Source organism: Streptomyces glaucus (assembly GCF_039533365.1).
In the GTDB taxonomy this organism is placed as follows: domain Bacteria; phylum Actinomycetota; class Actinomycetes; order Streptomycetales; family Streptomycetaceae; genus Streptomyces; species Streptomyces glaucus.
Map to the genome: position 1 here is coordinate 1 of NZ_BAAATK010000014.1, position 22951 is coordinate 22951.

Below are 22951 nucleotides of genomic sequence, written 5' to 3' on the forward strand. Positions count from 1 at the left end.
GGGCGGCGGGCCCCGGCGGACAGGGCCTCGGGGCGGGGCGCGGGCGGCGGCGAAGGTGTCCGGCACCGCGAGGGCCGCGGTGCGCGGCGGGACCGGGCTCCGCCGTTGGCCCGAGCTTGCGGAATACTTGCGGAGCTGCGGCGAGGGCGGTCCTCGGCGGAGACTTTCAGTAGCGGGAGAACCGAGGCGGGGACTGACGTGCACGAAGACGGCAACGGCGACGGACGCCGGGTCGGGGCCGGAGCGTCCGGCAGCGGTATAGACCGGCCCGGGTTCCTCGCGCTGGAGCGGGAGCTGACGGTGCTGCTGCGGCGCGCGCGGGCCAGCCAGGGCGAGATGGCCCGGGAGGTCCACCCCGACCTGGAGTCGTCCGCGTACGGGCTGCTGGTCCGCCTGGACGAGTGCGGCCGGCAGCGGGCCACGGATCTGGCCGCCTACATCGGCGTCGGCAAGGCGACCATGTCCCGCCAGCTGCGCGCCCTGGAGGAGCTCGGTCTCGTCGCCCGCGAACCCGACCCCGCCGACGGCCGTGCCTGGCTGGTCGCGCTCACCCGGGAGGGCCGCGAGCGCGTCGGCCGGGTCCGCGAGGCCCGCCGCGAGCGCTACGCCCGCCGTCTCGCCGACTGGGACCCGCGCGAGGTGACGGAGCTGGCCCGGCTGCTGCACCAGCTCAACCGGGGCATGGAGAAGTAGCGGGTTCCTCGGCGGGGCGGCCGGCGCCCGGCTCGGCATCCCGGCCCCCCGAGGGCACGGCCCGGTGCTCCGGGCCCCGGCGGGCGGGTGCGGGCAGCGTGGTAATTCGCTCGTTCCCGCCTCGGCCCGGCTGCCAGGATGGCCGGATGGCCACCTCGTACGACTCCTACGACGTCCCCGAAGTCCTGGACCGCCGCGAGGGTCCCCACGGCGAGATCGTCCTGCGGCGGCACGGGGCGGTGCTGCAGATCATCGCGAACGGCTGCTTCCTGATGGACACCTCCGACGGGCGTTCGGAGCGGCGGCTGGTCGACGCCGCGCTCGACGCCCTGGCCGGACGGCCGCGGCCGCGCCTGCTCATCGGCGGGCTGGGCGTCGGCTTCTCGCTCGCGCACGCCGCGGCGAACCCCGCCTGGGGCCGCATCACGGTCGTCGAGCGCGAGGGCGCCGTCGTCGACTGGCACCGCGCCGGACCGCTGTCCCCCCTCACCCGCGACGCGCTCGCCGATCCGCGCACCGAGATCGTGGAACACGACCTGATCCGATACGTCGCCGAGACCTCCGCCCGGTACGACGCCCTGTGCCTCGACATCGACAACGGGCCCGACTGGACCGTCACGGACGGCAACACGGGACTGTACTCACCGGCCGGGCTGGCAGGCTGCGCACGGGTGTTGAGACCGGCGGGAGTGCTCGCCGTGTGGTCGGCGCAGCCCTCCGCGGATTTCGAGGAAACCTTGCGGAATGCCGGGTTCCAGCAGGTGCGTACCGAAGAGATCCCGGTTGCCCGGGGCGTTCCCGACGTCGTCCACCTCGGCGTCCGCCCCGGATAGCAAAGGCGCGGTGACTCCCCGTACGCTGCTGCCTTGGCGCTGATCATTCAAGCGTCAATCTCAGCCATGCGCAGACCGCGGAATCACCCCACTGGTTCCGGAAAGCACACCTCAGGGGCGGGCGATGGAGCAGACACACACCTCCCACAACGGCACGGCGGCTACCCCGGGCGCACAGCGCCGGGTCCTGGTTGTCGAGGACGACCAGACGATCGTGGACGCCATCGCGACCCGCCTGCGCGCCGAGGGATTCCTGGTGCAAACGGCGGGCGACGGCCCGGCCGCCGTCGACACGGCCGAGGCCTGGCAGCCGGACCTGCTGATCCTCGACATCATGCTGCCCGGCTTCGACGGCCTGGAGGTCTGCCGGCGCGTGCAGGCCCAGCGGCCGGTGCCGGTGCTGATGCTCACCGCGCGCGACGACGAGACCGACATGCTGGTCGGGCTCGGCGTCGGCGCCGACGACTACATGACGAAGCCCTTCTCCATGCGCGAGCTGGCGGCACGCGTGCACGTCCTGCTGCGCCGCGTGGAGCGGGCGGCGCTGGCCGCCGCGACACCGCGCAGCGGCATCCTGCGCCTGGGCGAACTGGAGATCGACCACGCGCAGCGCCGGGTGCGGGTGCGCAGCGAGGACGTCCACCTCACCCCCACCGAGTTCGACCTGCTGGTGTGCCTGGCGAACACCCCGCGCGCGGTGCTCTCCCGCGAGCAGCTGCTCGCCGAGGTGTGGGACTGGGCGGACGCCTCCGGCACCCGGACCGTCGACAGCCACATCAAGGCGCTGCGCCGGAAGATCGGCGCCGAGCGGATCCGCACGGTGCACGGCGTGGGCTACGCGCTGGAGACCCCGACGCCATGAGCGACGGGCCGGCCGCACGGAGGGGCCCCGGGGAGCCCCGGGGTGGCGTACGTCCGTTCTCGATCAAGACCAAGCTGGGCGCGCTCGTCGTCATCTCGGTCCTCATCACCACCGGTCTGATGATGATCGCGATGCGCACCGAGACCGAGCTGCGCTTCATCACGGTCTTCTCGATGATCGCCACCCTGCTCATCACGCAGTTCGTGGCGCACTCGCTGACCGCGCCGCTGGACGAGATGAACGCCGTGGCCCGGTCCATCTCGCACGGCGACTACACGCGCCGGGTGCGCGAGAACCGCCGTGACGAGCTGGGCGACCTGGCCGTCACGATCAACCGCATGGCCGACGAGCTGGCGGCGCAGGACCGCCAGCGCAAGGAGCTGGTGGCGAACGTCTCGCACGAGCTGCGCACGCCCATCGCGGGTCTGCGCGCGGTGCTGGAGAACATCGTGGACGGCGTCACCGAGGCCGATCCGGAGACCATGCGGACGGCCCTCGGGCAGACCGAGCGGCTCGGCCGGCTGGTGGAGACGCTGCTGGACCTGTCCCGCCTGGACAACGGCGTCGTACCGCTGAAGACACGGCGGTTCGAGGTGTGGCCGTACCTGTCCGGGGTGCTCAAGGAGGCCAACATGGTCGCCTCCGCGCGCGCGGGCATCGCCTCCGGCTCGGGCAGCCACACCCGTACGGACGTCCACCTGCACCTCGACGTCTCCCCGCCGGAGCTGACCGCGTACGCCGACCCGGAGCGCATCCACCAGGTCGTCGCCAACCTCATCGACAACGCGGTCAAGCACAGCCCGCCGCACGGCCGGGTGACGGTCAGGGCGCGGCGCGGGCCGCACCCCGAGTCGCTGGAGCTGGAGGTCCTGGACGAGGGGCCCGGCATCCCCCGGTCCGAGTGGCACCGCGTCTTCGAGCGCTTCAACCGCGGCGCCGTCACCCGGCCGCACGGCCCCGGCAGCGACGGCGGCACGGGCCTGGGCCTGGCCATCGCGCGCTGGGCGGTGGATCTGCACGGCGGACGGATCGGCGTGGCCGAATCCGAGCGGGGCTGCCGGATCCTGGTCAGCCTTCCGGGGCTTCCTTCTGTGCCAAGTTGACGTAAAGTTCGAAGCGGAGCCACAAGATCCATGTACGTCCTCGCCGACGGACACGTGTGATCAGGGACAGGCCCGTACCCGCGGGGTACCGGGCCCGGTCCCGCTTTTCCCCTCGGTGCCCTTTCGCAGCGGAACCACGCTTGCTTCCCGCCATTTTCAGCGCCGAAACACACCCCGAGATGTGACTTACGCGACGTTGAACGGGCCCGACCTGACCTTCCCGCGCCGGGAGGCGTAGCCTTTATTCCCGCTGTCCATCACCTTGTGAAGCGGAAGAGGGCGGTTGCCGCCGTGTCGCCACAGTCCCCCAGTAACTCGAGCATCTCGACCGACACCGACCAAGCGGGCAAGAATCCCGCCGCCGCGTTCGGTGCGAACGAATGGCTCGTCGACGAGATCTATCAGCAGTACCTCCAGGACCCGAATTCGGTAGACCGCGCCTGGTGGGACTTCTTCGCCGACTACAAGCCGGGGGCGTCCGCCGCCCCGGCTCCGGCGGGTACTGCGGCCGCGGGGGCCGCAGGGACCACCACGGCTCAGCCCACCACCCCGGCCCCGCAGACGCCGGCCCCGGCTGCCCCGGCGCAGCCCGCTCCGGCGCCCGCGGCCGCGCGGCCCGCCGCGCCCGCCCCGGCCCCGGCCAAGCCCGCCGCCCCGGCCGCCAAGCCCGCGGCGAAGGCGAAGGCCGAGCCGGCGAAGGAGTCCGCCGAGGGGCCCGAGCTCGTGACGCTGCGCGGTCCCTCCGCCGCCGTCGCGAAGAACATGGACGCCTCGCTGGAGATGCCGACGGCCACCTCGGTCCGCGCGGTCCCGGTGAAGCTGCTGTTCGACAACCGCATCGTCATCAACAACCACCTCAAGCGCGCCCGCGGCGGGAAGATCTCCTTCACGCACATCATCGGGTACGCGATGGTGCAGGCCATCAAGGCGATGCCGTCGATGAACTGGTCGTACGCCGTCAAGGACGGCAAGCCGACCCTGGTCAAGCCGGACCACGTCAACCTCGGCCTCGCCATCGACCTGGTCAAGCCGAACGGCGACCGCCAGCTGGTCGTCGCGGCGATCAAGAAGGCCGAGACGCTGAACTTCTTCGAGTTCTGGCAGGCCTACGAGGACATCGTCCGCCGCGCCCGCGAGGGCAAGCTGACGATGGACGACTTCACCGGCGTGACGGTCTCCCTGACCAACCCCGGCGGCCTCGGCACCGTCCACTCGGTGCCGCGCCTGATGCCCGGCCAGTCGGTGATCATGGGCGTCGGCTCCATGGACTACCCGGCCGAGTTCCAGGGCACCAGCCAGGACACGCTCAACAAGCTCGGCATCTCGAAGGTCATGACGCTCACGTCGACCTACGACCACCGGGTGATCCAGGGCGCCGCGTCGGGCGAGTTCCTCCGCCAGGTCGCCAACCTCCTGCTCGGCGAGAACAACTTCTACGACGAGATCTTCGAGGCCCTGCGCATCCCCTACGAGCCGGTCCGCTGGCTCAAGGACATCGACGCCTCCCACGACGACGACGTCACCAAGGCCGCCCGCGTCTTCGAGCTGATCCACTCCTACCGGGTCCGCGGCCACGTCATGGCCGACACCGACCCGCTGGAGTACCAGCAGCGCAAGCACCCCGACCTGGACATCACCGAGCACGGCCTCACCCTGTGGGACCTGGAGCGCGAGTTCGCCGTCGGCGGCTTCGCCGGCAAGTCGATGATGAAGCTGCGCGACATCCTCGGCGTGCTGCGCGACTCGTACTGCCGCACCACCGGCATCGAGTTCATGCACATCCAGGACCCCAAGCAGCGCAAGTGGATCCAGGACCGCGTGGAGCGCCCGCACTCCAAGCCGGAGCGCGAGGAGCAGCTGCGCATCCTGCGCCGCCTGAACGCGGCGGAGGCCTTCGAGACCTTCCTGCAGACCAAGTACGTCGGCCAGAAGCGGTTCTCCCTGGAGGGCGGCGAGTCCGTCATCCCGCTGCTGGACGCGGTCCTGGACTCGGCGGCCGAGTCCCGCCTGGACGAGGTCGTCATCGGCATGGCCCACCGCGGCCGCCTGAACGTCCTGGCCAACATCGTCGGCAAGTCCTACGCGCAGATCTTCCGCGAGTTCGAGGGCAACCTCGACCCGAAGTCGATGCACGGCTCCGGCGACGTGAAGTACCACCTGGGCGCCGAGGGCACCTTCACCGGCCTGGACGGCGAGCAGATCAAGGTCAGCCTGGTCGCCAACCCCTCGCACCTGGAGGCGGTGGACCCGGTCCTGGAGGGCGTCGCCCGCGCCAAGCAGGACATCATCAACAAGGGCGGCACGGACTTCACCGTCCTGCCGATCGCGATCCACGGCGACGCGGCCTTCGCGGGCCAGGGCGTGGTGGCCGAGACCCTGAACATGTCGCAGCTGCGCGGCTACCGCACCGGCGGCACGGTCCACATCGTCATCAACAACCAGGTCGGCTTCACCGCCGCCCCGGAGTCCTCGCGCTCGTCGATGTACGCCACGGACGTGGCGCGCATGATCGAGGCCCCGATCTTCCACGTGAACGGCGATGACCCGGAGGCCGTGGTCCGCGTCGCGCGGCTCGCCTTCGAGTTCCGCCAGGCGTTCAACAAGGACGTGGTGATCGACCTCATCTGCTACCGCCGCCGCGGTCACAACGAGTCGGACAACCCGGCCTTCACCCAGCCGCTGATGTACGACCTGATCGACAAGAAGCGCTCGGTGCGCAAGCTGTACACCGAGTCCCTGATCGGTCGCGGTGACATCACCCTGGAAGAGGCCGAGCAGGCGCTGCAGGACTACCAGGGCCAGCTGGAGAAGGTCTTCACCGAGGTCCGCGAGGCCACCTCGCAGCCGTCGGTCGCCGCGCCCTCCGACCCGCAGGCCGAGTTCCCGGTCGCCGTGAACACCGCGGTGTCCACGGAGGTCGTCAAGCGGATCGCCGAGTCCCAGGTCAACATCCCCGACCACATCACCGTCCACCCGCGTCTGCTGCCGCAGCTGCAGCGCCGGGCCGCGATGGTCGAGGACGGCACGATCGACTGGGGCATGGGCGAGACCCTCGCCTTCGGCTCGCTCCTCCTGGAGGGCGTCCCGGTCCGCCTGGCGGGCCAGGACTCCCAGCGCGGCACCTTCGGCCAGCGCCACGCGGTCATCATCGACCGCAACACGGGCGAGGAGTACACGCCGCTGCAGTACCTCTCCGAGGACCAGGCGCGGCTGAACGTCTACAACTCCCTGCTGTCCGAGTACGCGGCCATGGGCTTCGAGTACGGCTACTCGCTGGCCCGCCCCGACGCGCTCGTGCTGTGGGAGGCCCAGTTCGGCGACTTCGCCAACGGCGCGCAGACGGTCGTGGACGAGTTCATCTCGTCGGCGGAGCAGAAGTGGGGCCAGACCTCCGGTGTGGTCCTCCTCCTGCCGCACGGCTACGAGGGCCAGGGCCCGGACCACTCGTCCGCGCGTCCCGAGCGCTTCCTGCAGCTGTGCGCCCAGAACAACATGACGGTCGCGATGCCGACGCTCCCGTCGAACTACTTCCACCTCCTGCGGTGGCAGGTGCACAACCCGCACCACAAGCCGCTGGTCGTCTTCACCCCGAAGTCGATGCTGCGCCTGAAGGCCGCGGCGTCGAAGGCGGAGGAGTTCACCACGGGCCAGTTCCGCCCGGTCATCGGCGACACCTCGGTCGAGGCGGCCGCGGTGAAGAAGGTCGTCTTCTGCGCCGGCAAGGTCTACTACGACCTGGAGGCCGAGCGCCGCAAGCGCGGCGTCACGGACACGGCGATCATCCGCATCGAGCGCCTGTACCCGCTGCCGGGTGCCGAGCTCCAGGCGGAGATCAAGAAGTACCCGAACGCCGAGAAGTACCTGTGGGCCCAGGAGGAGCCGGCGAACCAGGGTGCCTGGCCGTTCATCGCCCTCAACCTGATCGACCACCTGGACCTGGCGGTCGGCGCCGACGTCCCGCACGGCGAGCGCCTGCGGCGCATCTCGCGTCCGCACAGCTCGTCCCCGGCCGTCGGTTCCGCCAAGCGGCACCAGGCGGAGCAGGAGCAGCTGGTGCGTGAGGTGTTCGAGGCGTAACCGCTTCCGCGGGCCGTACGTGACCGGGCCGCACCCCGTTCGGGGGTGCGGCCCGGCCGTGTTCCGGGGGTGCGGCCGGGCCGTTTTCGCGCACTTATCCTTGACCGCATGTACTTCACGGACCGTGGCATCGAAGAGCTGGAGAAGCGGCGCGGCGAGGAGGAGATCACCTTCGAGTGGCTCGCCGAGCAGCTGCGGACGTTCGTCGACCTGAACCCGGACTTCGAGGTGCCGGTGGAGCGGCTGGCGACGTGGCTGGCGCGGCTGGACGACGAGGACGACGAGTAGTCCCGCCTCCTTCCGCCCTCCTCACCCCTTCCCAGCTCCTCCCCTGTGCGGGGCGCCTGCGCGGCGCCCCGCACGTGTTTTCCGGGTCCTTCCCGGACGGGGGCTCCGCCGGGCCGCCCGGGGCGGAGGGGGCTTCCCGGGCCCCGCGCGGCGGCGGGAACCTCCCGGCGTCCATGGCCGCGGAGCCGGCCCGGAGCGCTTCCGGCGACGTGGCCACGGGCCGGGGCGCTCGGCCCGCTTTCGGCGGCCGGCCACCGATGACCACCGGAACGAGTGTCTTGACTTCCCATGCCCGCGATATATCGTGTCAAGTGACGGACGCGATATGCCGCGTCCTTTTCCGTCCGGTCCTGCCGATCCGGCCCCGCGCGGTCCGGCCCGGCCCGGCCCAGGAGGTCCGTCCCATGCCCGAGTGGTCCGTCGCCGCACCGAGGAAGCTCACCTTCGACGAGCGGGTGAGCGAACTCCATGTGCGCATCGTCGACGGGACGGTGAACGTCATGGGGACGGACGAGGGGCCCGCCCGCCTGGAGGTCTCCGAGATAGCGGGTCCGCCCCTGGCCGTCACCCAGCGGGACGGCACCCTGACGGTGGCCTACGACGACCCGCCGTGGAAGGACCTCCTCAAGTGGCTCGACCCCGGGAGCCGGCACCGCAGCGCCGTGGTCTCCCTGGCCGTTCCGGCGGACACGCGCGTGGAGGTGGGGGTCGTCGGCGCCGGCGCCGTCGTCTCCGGGCTCCGGGGACAGTCGGTGCTCAGGGGCGTCACGGGCGACACGACCCTCGTCGGACTGTCCGGCCCGGTGCGCGCCGACACCGTGTCCGGGAACCTGGAAGCCCAGGCCGTGACCGGCTGCCTGCGGTTCACCTCCGTGTCCGGGGATCTCACCGTGGTGGAGGGCTCGGGCCCCTCCGTGCGGGCCGACTCCGTCAGCGGCTCCATGATCGTCGACCTCGACCCGGACGGCCCCGCCGACGTCCGGCTGACCAGCGTCTCGGGCGAGATCGCCGTCCGGCTCCCCCACCCGGCGGACGCGGAGGTGGAGGCCGACACGGCCGGCGGAAGGATCTCCACCACCTTCCACGGCCTCCGGGTGCGCGGCCGGTGGGGCGCCCACAAGGTCACGGGCCGGCTCGGCGCGGGCACCGGCAAGCTGCGGGCCACCACCGTCTCCGGCTCGATCGCCCTGCTGAGCCGCCCGCCCCGGCAGGACGAGGGCGAGCCGTGGGACACGGCGCCCGGCGGCGGGGGTCCGGCCGCCGGTCGTGCCGACGCCCCGGCCACCGGCCCGCAGGACGCCCCGGGGGACAATTCCGTTCCCGGCCGGGACGAGGGCGCGCCCGACGCCCCGGCCGACGGCACGACCGACAAGAAGGTGCTCTGACATGCCTCCCGTCTTCGCCCACGGCCGTCTCCGCCTGTACCTGCTGAAGCTGCTGGACGAGGCTCCGCGCCACGGCTACGAGGTGATCCGCCTCCTCGAGGAACGCTTCCAGGGGCTGTACGCGCCGTCCGCGGGCACGGTCTACCCGCGCCTGGCCAAGCTGGAGGCCGAGGGCCTGGTCACCCACACCACCGAGGGCGGCCGCAAGGTGTACTCCATCACGGACGCCGGCCGCGCCGAGCTGGCCGACCGCAGCGGTGAGCTGGCCGGCCTGGAGCTGGAGATCCGGGAGTCGGTCGCGGAGCTCGCCGCCGAGATCCGGGCCGATGTGCGCGGCGCGGCGGGCGATCTGCGCCGGGAGATGTGGGCCGCGGCCGGCGCGGCCCGCCGGGGCACGGGAGCCGAGGCCCGCGAGGGACGGGACGCCGGCTCCGGGGACTTCGACGACCGGGAGGCATGGCGCGCCGCCAAGGAGGAGATGCGGCGGGTCAAGCAGGAGTGGAGGGAACAGGCCCGGCGCGCCAAGGACGAGAGCCGCCGGGCCCGCGAGGAGGCCCAGCGGGCCCGGCGTCAGGCGAAGGAGGCGCAGGAGCGGGCCCGGGCCCAGGCCCAGGAGGAGGTGCAGCGCATCGCCCGGCGCGTCCAGGAACAGGTGCAGGTCCACTTCGCGCGGGGCGACTGGCCGACGGGGCTGCGCGAGGGCCTCGCCGAACTGGCGAAGGAGTTCGGCGAGTTCGGCAAGGACTTCGGCTTCGGCCGGACCGGCGCCCCGGTACCGGAACCCGACCGCTCCCGGACCCCGGAGGACTTCCCGGCCGAGTACGTCCCGAGCTGGGCGCACGAGAGCGCCGCGGAGTCCACCGGCGACCCTGCCCGTGACCTGGACCGTCTGCTCGACCGCTTCCGGGACGACATCCGTGACGCCGCCCGGGACCACGGCGTCACCCCCGGCCAGCTCCGCGACGCCCGCCGTCACCTGTCGACGGCGGCCGCGCACATCGGGGCGATACTCCGGACCCCGAAGGCCTGAACCGACCGGCCGGCCGCGCCCCGGAAGCCGTCCCCGGCACCCGGGTGCGGCCGGTCCGGGTCCCCGGACCGGCCGCACCCGCGCAGAAACCGTCAGGAGTTGACGAGGACGATCTTCCCGAACCGGTCCCCGGACTCGAGCCGTTCGAAGCCCTCACGGGCCCTCTCCAGCGGGAGCACCTCGTCGATGACGGGACGCACACCCGTGGCGGCGCAGAAGGACAGCAGATCCTCCAGCTCGTCCTTGGTGCCCATCGTCGATCCCACGACCTTGAGCTCCAGGAAGAAGATCCGGGTCAGCTCGGCGTGCGAGGGCCGGTCGCCGCTCGTGGCACCGGAGATGACCAGCGTGCCGCCGGGACGCAGCGACTTCACCGAGTGCGACCAGGTGGCGGCCCCGACGGTCTCGATGACGGCATCGACCCGCTGCGGCAGCCGCGCCCCCGGCTCCAGCGCCTCCACGGCTCCCAGCTCCACGGCCCGCTTCCGCTTGGCCTCGTCCCGGCTGGTGGCGAAGACCCGCAGCCCCGCCGCCTTGCCGAGCACGATCGCGGCCGTGGCGACCCCGCCGCCGGCGCCCTGTACCAGCACCGAGTCACCGGGGCGCACCCCGGCGTTGGTGAACAGCATCCGGTACGCCGTCAGCCAGGCGGTGGGCAGGCAGGCGGCTTCCTCGAAGGAGAGCTCCTTGGGCTTGGGCAGGATGTTCCAGGTCGGCACGGCGACCCGCTCGGCGAACGTCCCCTGGTAGCGCTCGGTGAGGATGGAGCGCGGCTCCTCGGGTCCGACCCCGTGCCCGCTCTGGCCGATCACGGAGTGCAGGACGACCTCGTTGCCGTCCTCGTCGACACCGGCGGCATCACAGCCGAGGATCATCGGAAGCCGGTCCTCCGCGAGGCCGACGCCACGCAGGGACCACAGGTCGTGGTGGTTGAGGGAGGCGGCCCTGACCTCGACGACACTCCAGCCGGGACGGGGCTCGGGAGCCGGTCGCTCCCCCGACTCCAGACCGGAGAGCGGCTGGTCACGGTCGATTCGGGCGGCATAGACAGCGAACATGGGCCTGACGATAGGGTCCCGCTCCCTTGGGCGGAACCATGTGCCCCTGTGACACACGCCCTCTTGCCGGACACCGGGGAAAGTCACCGGCCGGGCACGTCCACGCGCCCGCGGCCGTCCGCGGCGGGCAGGGGGTGCCGGGGGCTTCCACAGCGTCCGGCGGGGACACCGGTCGCCACCGGACCGGCAGCCCGCCGGGCCGCGGGCGGACACGGCCCCGGCGCGGCCCCGTCCCGCGAAGCGACCGCAGGCGCCACGGACATCCCCGTCCCGCCACGGCACACGATCCCGGCCCCGCCCGCACCCGTACCGGTCCTCGCCTCAGCACCCGCACCCGCGTCAGAGCGCCCGGGCAGTTCATCCCGGACAAGGAGACGGCCCCGCCCCCGAGGGGACGGGGCCGTCCGAACCTCACCGGCGGGCGACACCCTCCGCCCGCGCAGCCGCTGCCACCGCCGCCGTCACCGCCGGCGCGACCCGCTCGTCGAACGGGGACGGAATGACGTAGTCCGCTGCCAGGTCGTCACCCACGACCGCCGCCAGCGCCTCGGCCGCCGCGAGCTTCATCCCCTCGGTGATGGCGGACGCCCGCACCTGCAGCGCCCCGGCGAAGATCCCCGGGAACGCCAGCACGTTGTTGATCTGGTTCGGGAAGTCCGACCGTCCGGTCGCCACCACGGCCGCGTACTTGTGCGCGACCTCGGGGTGCACCTCGGGATTCGGGTTCGCCATCGCGAACACGAACGCCCCCTCGGCCATCGAGGCCACCGCCTCCTCCGGCACCGTGCCGCCGGAGACCCCGATGAAGACGTCGGCCCCTTCCAGAGCCGCCTCCAGCGATCCGGACAGCTCCGCCTTGTTCGTGAACCCGGCCAGTTCCCGCTTGACCTGCGTCAGATCGCCCCGGTCGGCCGACACGATCCCCTTCCGGTCGGCCACCGCGACGTCCCCGATCCCGGCCTCGACCAGCATCTTCGCGATGGCGACACCCGCCGCGCCCGCGCCCGAGATCACCGCCCGCAGCTCCCCGAGCGTCCGCCCGGAAAGCCGCGCGGCGTTCCGCAGCGCCGCCAGCGTGACGACCGCCGTGCCGTGCTGGTCGTCGTGGAAGACCGGGATGTCCAGCCGCTCCTGCAGCCGCCGCTCGATCTCGAAGCACCGCGGCGCCGAGATGTCCTCCAGGTTGATCCCGCCGAACGACGGCGCGAGCCGCACCACCGTCTCCACGATCTCGTCGACGTCCGTGCAGTCGAGCGCGATCGGCACCGCGTCCACGCCACCGAACTGCTTGAACAGGATCGCCTTGCCCTCCATCACCGGGAGGGAGGCCTGCGGCCCGATGTCTCCGAGCCCGAGCACCGCCGTGCCGTCCGTCACGACGGCGACGACCGACGACTTCCACGTGTAGTCGTGCACCAGTTCCGGCTGCTCGGCGATCGCGCTGCACACTTTCGCGACGCCGGGCGTGTACGCCAGGGACAGGTCGTCCTTGTCGCGGACCGGCACGGTGGCCTGCACGGCCATCTTGCCGCCGCGGTGCAGCGCGAACGCCGGATCGACCGGATCGAAGGAATCGAGGGCTTCCGTACCGCCCTCCCGACCCGTACGGTCCGCACTCTCGCTGCGAGGATTGACGATCTCCGCTGCCACTTCGTTCTACCCCTTAAGTATTCATGGTCTGAGGGTTTTCCACTCCTGGTGAGGGGTGGGCGGGCACCGCGTACGGCCCTGGTCGTGCTGTGTACGGGATACGTACGGGCACATACGCGACGGGCGCGCCGCACACGCGCCCTGAGCCCCTGATGAGGGGTGTAAAGCACCTTCATACCCGACGGACGACCTTCGCGACGAGTCGAACAAGCGCAGACTCACATGACGGGCCCCGAGGCCCACGAAAAGGTCGCGCGCCGGTGACATGGCTCATAGCCCACTATCCGGACACCTCTCGACAAACGTCTTGACAAGGGTTCCGGGAAGTGCCTTCATCTGGCACCATCCGCCCATATCCCGAGATCCACCGAAGATCTTCCGGCCGGAGATGCCAATTTCCGCAAAGACTGGGCCGCGATGTACCGGCCTGGTGCGGTTCGGGGATCACCCGTTATCCGATTTTGACATGACGGGCCCCCTGAACAGCTCAGTCCGAATGGCAAGATGCCGTAATCACACGAGGTCGCGACACTCGAAGGCGTGTGCTCCCGTCGACCCTCGGCATCTGTCGAACCCATCGGCAGGCGCCGGCCCGTCCGCGGCGGCCGGATCCCATCGGCAACCGTCGCCCCACCGGCAGCGGCCGAACCCATCGGCCGCTGTCAGCCCCATCGGCAACTCCACCCATCCGCCGGAGGAACCCACCATGACCGCAAGCTCCACCCGTCGTACGACCGCCGCGCACTCCCGGCCAGCAGCGGTCGGTGCGATCGCGGTCGCAGGCGCGCTGCTGCTCACCGGATGCGGTGACCAGACCCAGAACAACGGCTCGGACGGCGGGACCGCGGCGACGAGCTCGGCCCCGCTCGCCGACATGCTGCCGCAGACGATCCGTGACGAGGGCGTCATCAAGGTCGGTTCCGACATCGCGTACGCCCCGGTCGAGTTCAAGGACAGCTCCGGCAGGACGGTCGGCATCGACCCGGACCTGGCCGCCGCCATGGGCAAGCAGCTCGGCGTCGAGTTCCGGTTCCAGAACGGCACCTTCGACACCCTGCTCACCGGTCTGCGCTCCAAGCGGTACCACATCGCCATGTCCGCGATGACCGACAGCCCGGAGCGCCAGAAGGGCATCGACCCGAACACCGGCAAGAAGGTCGGTGAGGGCGTCGACTTCGTGGACTACTTCACCGCCGGTGTCTCGATCTACACCAGGAAGGGCGACGACCAGGGCATCAGGACCTGGTCCGACCTGTGCGGCAAGAAGGTCGTGCTGCAGCGCGGCACGGTCTCCGAGGACCTCGCCAAGGCCGAGGCCGAGAAGTGTCCGAAGGACAAGAAGCTCTCCATCGAGGCCTTCGACAACGACCAGCAGGCCCAGACCCGCCTGCGCGCGGGCGGCGCCGACGCCGGCTCCTCCGACTTCCCGGTCGCCGCGTACGCGGTGAAGACCTCCGGCGGCGGCAATGACTTCCAGCTCGTCGGCGAGCAGGTCGAGGCCGCGCCGTACGGCATCGCGGTCGCCAAGGACCAGACGCGGCTGCGCGACGCCCTCAAGGCCGCGCTGGACGCGATCATCGACAACGGCGAGTACGACAAGATCCTCCGGAAGTGGGGCGTCGTGGACGGCGCCGTGAAGGAAGCCACCATCAACGGCGGCGCGTGACCGCGACCGAGCGGCACCGAAAGGCAACACCCGTGACTGTTGACATAGACAAGACGGCGGGCCCGGCCGGCACTCCCCCGGCCGGACCGGAGGCCATCAAGGCCATCCCGGTCCGGCACTACGGGCGGTACGTCTCCGCCGTCGTCGCGCTCGCCCTGCTGGGCGGCGTCATCTACGCGTTCTCCCAGGGCCGGATCAACTGGACCGCGATCCCGGACTACCTCTTCGACGGCCGCGTCCTCGAAGGCGTGGGCAAGACGCTGCTGCTGACCGTGCTGTCCATGGCGATCGGCATCGCCGGCGGCATCCTGCTGGCGGTGATGCGCCTGTCGAAGAACCCGGTGACGTCCTCGATCGCCTGGTTCTACATCTGGTTCTTCCGCGGCACGCCGGTCCTGGTCCAGCTGGTGGTCTGGTTCAACCTGGGCCTGGTCTTCGAGTACATCGACCTCGGCCCGGTCTACCGCGACGAGTGGTCGGACTTCATGACGCCGTTCCTGACGGCGCTGCTCGGCCTCGGCCTCAACGAGGCCGCGTACATGGCCGAGATCTGCCGTGCCGGTCTGCTCTCGGTCGACGAGGGCCAGACGGAGGCGGCGCACGCCCTGGGCATGAGCCACTCCAAGACGCTGCGCCGGATCGTCGTCCCGCAGGCGATGCGCGTGATCGTGCCGCCCACGGGCAACGAGGTCATCAACATGCTGAAGACGACCTCGCTGGTGTCGGTCGTCCAGTACTCCGAGCTGTTCCGCGTCGCCCAGGACATCGGCCAGACCTCCGGCGCCCCCGCCGAGATGCTGTTCCTGGCCGCGGCCTGGTACCTGCTGCTGACGTCGGTCTTCAGCGTCGGCCAGTACTACCTGGAGCGGTACTACGCCCGGGGTGCGAGCCGCCAGCTGCCGCCGACGCCGTGGCAGAAGGTGAAGACCAACATGCTGTCGCTGGGCCGCCCGAGGGGAAGTGTGGGCGCATGACCGAGAAGCCGAGCAAGACGGACGCCCCCGTGCGGGACGGGGCCGTCCCCATGGTCAAGGCGGAGGGCGTCCACAAGTCCTTCGGTCCCGTCGAGGTCCTCAAGGGCATCGACCTGGAGGTCAAGCAGGGCGAGGTGTTCTGCCTCATCGGCCCCTCCGGCTCCGGCAAGTCGACCTTCCTCCGCTGCATCAACCACCTGGAGAAGATCAACGCCGGGCGCCTGTACGTCGACGGCGAACTCGTCGGCTACCGCCAGAAGGGCGACAAGCTGTACGAGCTCAAGGACAGCGAGGTCGCCCGCAAGCGCCGGGACATCGGCATGGTCTTCCAGCGCTTCAACCTGTTCCCGCACATGACCGCGCTGGAGAACGTCATCGAGGCGCCGGTGCAGGTCAAGGGCGTGAACCGGGCGCAGGCCAGGGAGCGCGCGCTGCAGCTGCTGGAGCGCGTGGGCCTGGCCGACAAGGCCGGCAACTACCCCTCGCAGCTCTCCGGCGGCCAGCAGCAGCGCGTGGCGATCGCCCGGGCGCTGGCGATGGACCCCAAGCTGATGCTGTTCGACGAGCCGACCTCGGCCCTCGACCCGGAGCTGGTCGGCGACGTCCTGGACGTCATGCGCGATCTCGCCGAGTCCGGCATGACGATGGTCGTCGTCACCCACGAGATGGGCTTCGCCCGCGAGGTCGGCGACAGCCTGGTGTTCATGGACGGCGGCGTGGTGGTGGAGTCCGGCCACCCGCGCGAGGTCCTGACGAACCCGCAGCACGAGCGGACGAAGTCGTTCCTGTCCAAGGTGCTCTGACGGCACGGACGCGCAGGGGCGGTACGGGACTCCCGTACCGCCCCTCGCCCGTTCCCGGGCCGCGGCTACTTCAGCGCCAGCAGCAGCGTGTCGGACGGCGAGCACCACACCGGCCGCGCCTCGCCGAACCCCCGCTCGCGCAGGACGCGCGCGTGCCACTCCGGCGACGGCATGTCCCCGTCCGCGTGCTCGCCGTAGATCTCGAAGCGCCGCGCCGTCGGCCCGGCCAGCACCGGGTCCTCGGCGGCGAGCCGCCACCAGTCGGTCCAGTCGAGGGCGCCGTCCCGCCTGGCCCGTTCCATGCGGGCGTGGCGCTGGGCCCGCTCCGCCGCGTTGATCCGGGGCGTCGTCTCGTCGATCATGTGGTCCGCGTTCATGAAGACACCGCCGTCGCGGACGAGGTCCGCGATCTGGCCGTAGAGGACCGCGAGGGGTTCACGGTGCAGCCAGTGCAGGGCGGTGGCGGTCAGCACGGCGTCGTACGAGTCGTACGGCAGCCTCGCCGGCCAGTCGGGGTCCTTGAGGTCGGCGGTGACCAGCGAGACCCGCTCGTCCCCGGCGAAGGTTCCCTCGGCGATGGCGAGCAGCGCGGGGTCCAGGTCGACACCGGTGCTGGTGGCCTCGGGGAACCGCCGGAGCAGCCGGGCCGTGATACTTCCCGTACCGCACGCGAGGTCGAGGACGCGCGGCGCGGTGCCGACCAGGGCCTCGACCATGTCGAGCATGATCCGGAAGCGTTCCTCGCGGTCGGGCATGTACCACTCCTGCTGCCGGTCCCAGCTCTCCTGCCAGGCCGGCCAGTCGGGGGTGGCCGTCGTGGTGGTGTCGGCGTCCGTCATCGAGCCCCTCCGTCGCGTCCATCACGTAATACCCTGAAAGCACGATCAGCTGTTACCCGACCGCATCCCGACCATAGAACGCCTCCGTAAGGACTACAAGTGGAACTGGCCTATTACTCGGATTACGCCGTACGTCTCGTCAACACCGAGGAGCCGGCCCGGGGCAAGGACTCCCTGACCTCGATCGAGGCGGTCCGCGACCTGTTCGGGGCCAACCACTCGGCGGCCCGGCGGGCCACCGAGGCCGATGTGACGCGGTTCCGCTCGGTCCGGGGACGGCTGCGCGCGGTCTTCGAGGCGGCGGACGGCGGCGACGAGACCCTCGCCGTGGACCTGCTGAACTCCCTGCTGCTGGAGTTCCCGGTGAGCCCGCAGATCTCCGGCCACGACTTCCGGGACGACGACGGCCGCCCCCTGTGGCACATGCACCTGGCGGACCACCCGTCGAACGCGACCGCGGGCTACGCGGCGATCGCGGCGATGGGCCTGGCCTTCCACCTCACGGAGTACGGCGTGGACCGCCTGGGCCTGTGCGAGGCGGCCCCGTGCCGCAACGCCTACCTGGACACGTCCACCAACCGCTCCCGGCGCTACTGCTCCGACCGCTGCGCGACCCGCGCCAACGTGGCGGCCTACCGGGCCCGCAAGCGCCTGGAGGCGGACCGGTCGGCGAAGACCGGCCGCGCGGCCGAGAGCGCCCAGCGGACCAGCGCCAGCGGCGAGCGCTGATCCGCCCTGCGCGGCCGGTACCTGAACCGGACCCGGCCGAGCACGAGATCCTCGGGAACGACTCCGTAGTCCGTGCTGTCGCCGCCCGCGTACGCGTTGTCCCCGAGCACCCACCAGCCGCCCGCGCGCCGCTCGGCGGCCCGCTTGACGACGAGCAGGTCCTGCTGGAAGGGATGCCGCAGAACGACCACGTCGCCCGGCCTGACCGCGGCCCCCCAGTGCACCAGGAGCCGGTCCCCGTGGTGCAGCGTGGGCACCATGGACGGCCCGGTCACCTCCGCCGGCCCGAACGGCAGCAGTGCCCTCGGCCGCTCGCCCCCCTGCGACAGCTCCGGCATCGCCGGCACCTCCCCGGTCCGTTCCTCCACCAGTCCCAGTCTCACACCGGACTTTTGTCCTAAGCCCACGGGGGCACTCGCGAAAACCGGTCTCTCACGGAGTAATGTCCCCCCTGAGAAGACGATCACGAGGAAGGATTGCTTCATGCTTTCCCGCCTGTTTGCCCCCAAGGTCAGGGTCAGCGCGCACTGCGACCTGCCCTGCGGCGTGTACGACCCTGCCCAGGCCCGCATCGAGGCGGAGTCGGTGAAGGCCATCCAGGAGAAGATGGCCGGAAACGACGACCCGCACTTCCAGACGCGTGCCGCCGTCATCAAGGAGCAGCGCGCGGAGCTCGCGAAGCACCACGTGTCCGTGCTGTGGAGCGACTACTTCAAGCCGCCGCACTTCGAGAAGTACCCGGAGCTTCACCAGCTGGTGAACGACACCCTGAAGGCCCTGTCCGCCGCCAAGGCCTCCACCGACCCCGCCACCGGCCAGAAGGCGCTGGACTACATCGCCCAGATCGACAAGATCTTCTGGGAGACCAAGAAGGCCTGATCTTGCATCACGCTGCCTGACCTGCGGTTTTCTTGGTCGCATGGTCTTCCGGCCCGCACCCGGACCGTCCTGGACGCCGTGCTCGGCGGACTGCGGTCCGGGTGCGGGCCGCACGCAGCCGGGATCTGCCCGCCGCCCCCGTCCAGGACGTCGGGGCGCCGCTGCCGAGCACGGCCCTCAGGGCTTCGGCGTCCGCCACCCGGCCGACCCGCCTGCGGGACTTCGGCATCGGGCCGGACGGTCGCCGGGCCGGCCGCGGCGGGCGGGCTTCAGGCCGTCGGCTGCGGCTCGCGCCACATCGGCCACATCCGCGGGCCGTCCGGCAGTCGCAGGGCCGCACCGGTGCACTCGAAGCCCAGCCGCTCGTACAGCCGGCGGCTGCGCGCGCTGCTCGCCTCCAGGTAGGCGGGCAGGGCCTCGCGGTCGCAGCGGTCGAGGACCGACGTGATGAGCGCGGTACCGAGGCCCTGGCCCCACCGCTCAGGAGCCACGCCGATCATCCACAGGTACTCGTGGGCACGGTCGGAGGGGTGGATGTCCGCCGTGAGCCGGCCGATCAGCTCCACCCGCGCGTTGTCCGGGTCGACGGCCTCGCGCACCAGGGCCGGACCGTCGTCCTCGCCGGCGTGGTCGCCCGCGGGCACGGACAGCCACAGCGCGCAGGCCGAGCCGTCCTCGGTGACGTCGATGCGCCCGTCGGCGAGCACGATGTCGGTGAAGGCGGCCATGAGCCTGTGGTGCGTCGTACGGCGGTACTCGTCCCCCGGGAAGACCCAGCTGCTGACCGGATCGTCCTGGAAGGCCTCGTCCAGCAGCCGGACGACCAGCGCGCGGTCGTCCTCCCCCGCCGTCCGGATCGCCACGCCCATGTCCCGCCCCTTCGTCTCGACCGGCGTTGCCCGTATGGCTGTTGAAGCCTATCGGCTGCCTCCGGCGGGGGCTGTGCGCGAGCTCGCCGCGGCGTCCGGAACCCTTCGGCACGGTCACGCTCTCACCGGCGCGGCCGGGCCGCCGCACGGCAGGAACCCCGCCGGCACGACCGGGCCGCCGCCGCTCGGCCGGCACGGCCGGGACCCGGTCCGGCCGGACTGCCGCCCGCGCCTTCAGGATCCCCGCCGGCACGGCCTGGTCCCGCCCGCGCGACCCGGCTTCCCTCACCCCGGAAAGACCCTGCCGCCACGGCCGGCGGCCCCCGCGCACCGGGAGAATGCGCGGCCCCGGGTACGGGCGGGCGGGCGGCGGCCGGTGCCGCACGGTCCGCCGAGAGCCGCGAGGCCCCGCCGGCCCCGGTCGGCCGTCAGGTGCTGCGCCGCGTGACGAACTCGGCCAGTGCCAGCAGTCCGCCCGCCGCCTCCGGGTCGGGCACCGCCCGGACCAGCTCCTGCATCGCCCGGGCCATCCGGTCGGCCGCCTGCGCCTGCGCCCAGTCCCGGCCACCCGCCCGCTCCACGGCCAGCGCGGTGCGCTCCACGTCCCCCTTCCCCGGCGAGGCCTCGTACAGTTCGGCCAGTTCGGTCGCCGCCGGGGTGCCGGAGGCGAGCGCGGCGACCACCGGCAGGGACTTCTTGCGGGCGGCGAGGTCCGCACCGGCCGGCTTGCCGGTGCGGCGCGGATCGCCCCAGATGCCGATGACGTCGTCGATGAGCTGGAAGGCCAGCCCCGCCTGGCGGCCGAACGCGTCCAGCGCCTCGACGTCCTCCTCCCCCGCGCCCGCGTACAGCGCCCCGAGAGCGCAGGAGCAGCCCAGCAGGGCACCCGTCTTGGCCTCGGCCATGGCGAGCGCCTCGTCGAGGGTGACCTCGGCGGGGCGCCGCCGCTCCAGGGCCGTGTCCGCGTGCTGTCCGGCGCACAGTTCCACGACGCAGTCCGCGAGCCGGGCGACAGCGGCCGGGGAGGCCGGGTGCGGGTCCTCGGCGAGCAGCCGCAGGGCCAGCGCCTGGAGGGCGTCCCCGGCGAGAATCGCGGCGGGCTCGCCGAAGACGGTCCACGCGGTGGGCCGGTGCCGGCGGGTGGCGTCCCGGTCCATCACGTCGTCGTGGAGCAGCGTGAAGTTGTGCACCAGCTCCACCGCCGCGGCCGCCCGCACGGCCGCCGTCCGCGCCCGCGGTCCGCCGATCGCGGCGGCCGAGGTGAGCACGAGGGCGGGGCGTATCGCCTTGCCCGCGTTGCCGGCCGCCGGTGTGCCGTCGGCGTGTTCCCAGCCGAAGTGGTAGAGCGCGATCCGGCGCATCGCCCCGGGCAGCGAGGACAGCGCGGCCCGCAGTTCGGGGTCGACCGACGCCCGGGCACGTTCCAGAAGCGCCGTCGCCTCGTGCTCGTCGGGCGGTTCCGGCCCGCTGTCCCCGTACGTCCCGACGTGTCCGTGCCCTTCGGACGTGCCGGGCGTTCCGCCGGGGAGCGGCGTCTCGGCGGAACGCCGGGTCCCGGTGGTGCGCTTCTTCGTCTCCGTCACGGACTCCCCCCTGAACCGCCGCGGACGGGACGGTCCGTCACCAGCGGCCGATCTCGACGTTCTCCAGGACACCGAGCGCGTCCGGGACGAGAACCGCGGCCGAGTAGTAGGCCGTCACCAGGTATTTGATGATGGCCTGCTCGTTGATGCCCATGAAGCGCACGGACAGGCTCGGTTCGATCTCGTCGGGGATGCCGGCGGCCCGCAGGCCGATGACGCCCTGCTCCTGCTCGCCGGTACGCATCGCGATGATCGACGTCGTACGGGCCTCGGTGACCGGGATCTTGTTGCACGGGAAGACCGGCACTCCGCGCCAGGTGGGGATGCGGTTGCCGCCGATGTCGATGGTCTCGGGGACCAGTCCGCGCTTGTTGAGTTCGCGGCCGAACGCGGCGATCGCACGCGGGTGGGCGAGGAACAGCTTGGTGCCGCGCCGCCTGCTGAGCAGTTCGTCCATGTCGTCCGGGCTCGGGACGCCGGCGTGCGGCTGGATCCGCTGGTCGTACTCGCAGTTGTGGAGCAGCCCGAACTCGCGGTTGTTGACGAGCTCGTGTTCCTGACGCTCCTTCAGGGCCTCCACGGTCAGCCTGATCTGCTGCTCGGTCTGGTTCATGGGCTGGTTGTAGAGGTCGGCCACGCGTGTGTGGATGCGCAGGACGGTCTGGGCGACGCTCAGTTCGTACTCGCGGGGACTGGCCTCGTAGTCGACGAAGGTGTGCGGGATGTCCGGTTCGCCGGAGTGGCCGGCGGCGAGGTCGATCTCCTTCTCGCCGTACTTGTTGGTGCGCTGCCGGGGGACGGAGCGGTGCTGCCGGAGGTGCTCGCGCAGGGTGCCGGAGCGCTCCGCGATCTGCTGCACGTCCTGGCGGGGCAGCACCAGGACCGTGCAGGCGGTGACCGCGCGGGCGGTGTACTCCCAGATGGCGTCCTGGTCGAGCAGGGCCTGGTCGCCGAAGTAGGAGCCGTCGGCGAGGATGCCGAGGGACTCGTCCTCTCCGTACGGACCGGTGCCGATCTTCTCCACGCGCCCGTGCGCGAGCAGGTGGACCGCGTCGGCCTGGCTGCCGAACGAGGCGATCACCTCACCCGCGGCGAAGTCCCGCTGCTGGCAGCGCCGGGCGAGTTCCGAGAGCACCTCCTCGTCCGCGTAGGACCGCAGCGCCGGCAGCTCGCCCAGCTCGGCGGGGATGACCTCGACGCGGTCGCCGGTCTTCACGAACGTCAGCCGGCCGTCCCCGACGGCGAACGTCAGTCGCCTGTTCACCCGGTACGCGCCGCCCTGGATGTCCACCCACGGCAGCATGCGCAGCAGCCAGCGCGAGCTGATCTCCTGCATCTGAGGCACGGACTTGGTCGTGGTGGCCAGGTTCCGCGCGGCCGCCGTGCCGAGGCTCTGCTGCGGCCTGGTCTGCTCGGCGCGGACCTCTTCGCCTACCGACATAGAGAATTGCCCTCCCCTTGCGCTCCAGCGCCGATCCGCGCCGGGCATCGATGTGCACGGCCAAGCCTCCCTCACGGAACGTGCGCATACCATTACACGAAAGAGCGGGAATGGATCACCGGTGACCGGGGCAGGCGGGGGTCCGGCCGGCCGCCTCCGGAAGCGCGGGGACGGTACGGACCGGCTCGC

The 22951-nt window shown here is 71.7% G+C and carries 20 protein-coding genes; 13 read left to right on the top strand and 7 right to left on the bottom strand.

What is annotated here, in order from left to right; all coding sequences use genetic code 11:
* Positions 1-198 precede the first annotated feature (198 nt).
* The 8 genes from ABD363_RS12890 to ABD363_RS12925 all read left to right on the top strand — a co-directional run bounded on the left by ABD363_RS12890 (position 199) and on the right by ABD363_RS12925 (position 10271).
* Positions 199-693 (top strand): MarR family winged helix-turn-helix transcriptional regulator, encoded by a 495-nt coding sequence (locus tag ABD363_RS12890; protein WP_344602752.1) that lies wholly within the window; start codon positions 199-201, stop codon positions 691-693.
* A 146-nt stretch (positions 694-839) separates the two neighbouring features.
* Positions 840-1526: a spermidine synthase family protein gene (locus ABD363_RS12895; protein WP_344602754.1), complete on the top strand. Its 687-nt coding sequence runs from the start codon at positions 840-842 to the stop codon at positions 1524-1526.
* 124 nt (positions 1527-1650) lie between these two features.
* Positions 1651-2388, top strand: coding sequence for a response regulator transcription factor (locus ABD363_RS12900; protein WP_344602756.1), 738 nt, complete (start codon positions 1651-1653; stop codon positions 2386-2388).
* Positions 2385-3491 (top strand): HAMP domain-containing sensor histidine kinase, encoded by a 1107-nt coding sequence (locus ABD363_RS12905; RefSeq protein ID WP_344602758.1) that lies wholly within the window; start codon positions 2385-2387, stop codon positions 3489-3491. Before ABD363_RS12900 ends, ABD363_RS12905 begins: the two co-directional genes overlap by 4 nt.
* Before the next feature lie 291 nt (positions 3492-3782).
* Positions 3783-7568, top strand: a complete 3786-nt coding sequence (locus ABD363_RS12910) for a multifunctional oxoglutarate decarboxylase/oxoglutarate dehydrogenase thiamine pyrophosphate-binding subunit/dihydrolipoyllysine-residue succinyltransferase subunit (RefSeq protein ID WP_344602760.1) — start codon at positions 3783-3785, stop codon at positions 7566-7568.
* A gap of 108 nt (positions 7569-7676) precedes the next feature.
* Entirely contained in the window at positions 7677-7856 is a 180-nt protein-coding gene (locus ABD363_RS12915) for a DUF6104 family protein (protein ID WP_028420339.1), read from the top strand.
* A 404-nt stretch (positions 7857-8260) separates the two neighbouring features.
* The gene (locus tag ABD363_RS12920) at positions 8261-9241 is read left to right on the top strand and encodes a DUF4097 family beta strand repeat-containing protein (RefSeq protein WP_344602763.1); all 981 of its coding nucleotides are present in this window, start codon (positions 8261-8263) and stop codon (positions 9239-9241) included.
* Between the two features lies 1 nt (position 9242).
* On the top strand, positions 9243-10271 hold the full coding sequence (locus tag ABD363_RS12925; protein WP_344602765.1) for a PadR family transcriptional regulator: 1029 nt from the start codon (positions 9243-9245) through the stop codon (positions 10269-10271).
* Positions 10272-10363: 92 nt separating this feature from the next.
* Here the strand turns inward: ABD363_RS12925 and ABD363_RS12930 are convergent, their stop codons facing one another.
* On the bottom strand, positions 10364-11329 hold the full coding sequence (locus tag ABD363_RS12930; RefSeq protein WP_344602767.1) for a zinc-binding dehydrogenase: 966 nt from the start codon (positions 11327-11329) through the stop codon (positions 10364-10366).
* 411 nt (positions 11330-11740) lie between these two features.
* A complete protein-coding gene (locus ABD363_RS12935; protein WP_344602769.1) occupies positions 11741-12979 on the bottom strand; it encodes an NAD(P)-dependent malic enzyme in 1239 nt (412 codons plus the stop codon).
* A 706-nt stretch (positions 12980-13685) separates the two neighbouring features.
* On the opposite strand from ABD363_RS12935, the gene ABD363_RS12940 reads away from it, so the two are divergent.
* From ABD363_RS12940 to ABD363_RS12950, 3 genes are read left to right on the top strand one after another with little or no spacing between them, the layout of a single operon-like run.
* On the top strand, positions 13686-14645 hold the full coding sequence (locus tag ABD363_RS12940; protein ID WP_344602771.1) for an ABC transporter substrate-binding protein: 960 nt from the start codon (positions 13686-13688) through the stop codon (positions 14643-14645).
* Between the two features lie 32 nt (positions 14646-14677).
* Positions 14678-15619, top strand: coding sequence for an amino acid ABC transporter permease (locus ABD363_RS12945; RefSeq protein ID WP_344602773.1), 942 nt, complete (start codon positions 14678-14680; stop codon positions 15617-15619).
* The gene (locus ABD363_RS12950; protein WP_344602775.1) at positions 15616-16422 is read left to right on the top strand and encodes an amino acid ABC transporter ATP-binding protein; all 807 of its coding nucleotides are present in this window, start codon (positions 15616-15618) and stop codon (positions 16420-16422) included. The genes ABD363_RS12945 and ABD363_RS12950 overlap by 4 nt, the downstream gene beginning before the upstream one ends.
* A gap of 65 nt (positions 16423-16487) precedes the next feature.
* On the opposite strand, the gene ABD363_RS12955 is transcribed toward ABD363_RS12950, so the two are convergent.
* Complete coding sequence (locus tag ABD363_RS12955) at positions 16488-17261, bottom strand: class I SAM-dependent methyltransferase (RefSeq protein WP_344602777.1); 774 nt, start codon at positions 17259-17261, stop codon at positions 16488-16490.
* A gap of 99 nt (positions 17262-17360) precedes the next feature.
* On the opposite strand from ABD363_RS12955, the gene ABD363_RS12960 reads away from it, so the two are divergent.
* A complete protein-coding gene (locus ABD363_RS12960) occupies positions 17361-17990 on the top strand; it encodes a CGNR zinc finger domain-containing protein (protein WP_344602779.1) in 630 nt (209 codons plus the stop codon).
* On the opposite strand, the gene sodX is transcribed toward ABD363_RS12960, so the two are convergent.
* Positions 17894-18328, bottom strand: coding sequence for a nickel-type superoxide dismutase maturation protease (sodX, locus tag ABD363_RS12965; RefSeq protein WP_344603001.1), 435 nt, complete (start codon positions 18326-18328; stop codon positions 17894-17896). The two genes, ABD363_RS12960 and sodX, sit on opposite strands and share 97 nt — an antisense overlap.
* A gap of 145 nt (positions 18329-18473) precedes the next feature.
* Here sodX and sodN point away from each other — a divergent pair, with 145 nt between their 5' ends.
* A complete protein-coding gene (gene sodN / locus ABD363_RS12970; RefSeq protein WP_344602781.1) occupies positions 18474-18869 on the top strand; it encodes a superoxide dismutase, Ni in 396 nt (131 codons plus the stop codon).
* A 269-nt stretch (positions 18870-19138) separates the two neighbouring features.
* Here the strand turns inward: sodN and ABD363_RS12975 are convergent, their stop codons facing one another.
* The 3 genes from ABD363_RS12975 to ABD363_RS12985 all read right to left on the bottom strand — a co-directional run bounded on the left by ABD363_RS12975 (position 19139) and on the right by ABD363_RS12985 (position 22762).
* Entirely contained in the window at positions 19139-19738 is a 600-nt protein-coding gene (locus ABD363_RS12975) for a GNAT family N-acetyltransferase (RefSeq protein WP_344602783.1), read from the bottom strand.
* A 428-nt stretch (positions 19739-20166) separates the two neighbouring features.
* Positions 20167-21321, bottom strand: a complete 1155-nt coding sequence (locus ABD363_RS12980) for a family 2 encapsulin nanocompartment cargo protein polyprenyl transferase (RefSeq protein WP_344602785.1) — start codon at positions 21319-21321, stop codon at positions 20167-20169.
* Positions 21322-21358: 37 nt separating this feature from the next.
* Positions 21359-22762: a family 2B encapsulin nanocompartment shell protein gene (locus tag ABD363_RS12985; RefSeq protein ID WP_344602787.1), complete on the bottom strand. Its 1404-nt coding sequence runs from the start codon at positions 22760-22762 to the stop codon at positions 21359-21361.
* Positions 22763-22951: the final 189 nt, after the last annotated feature.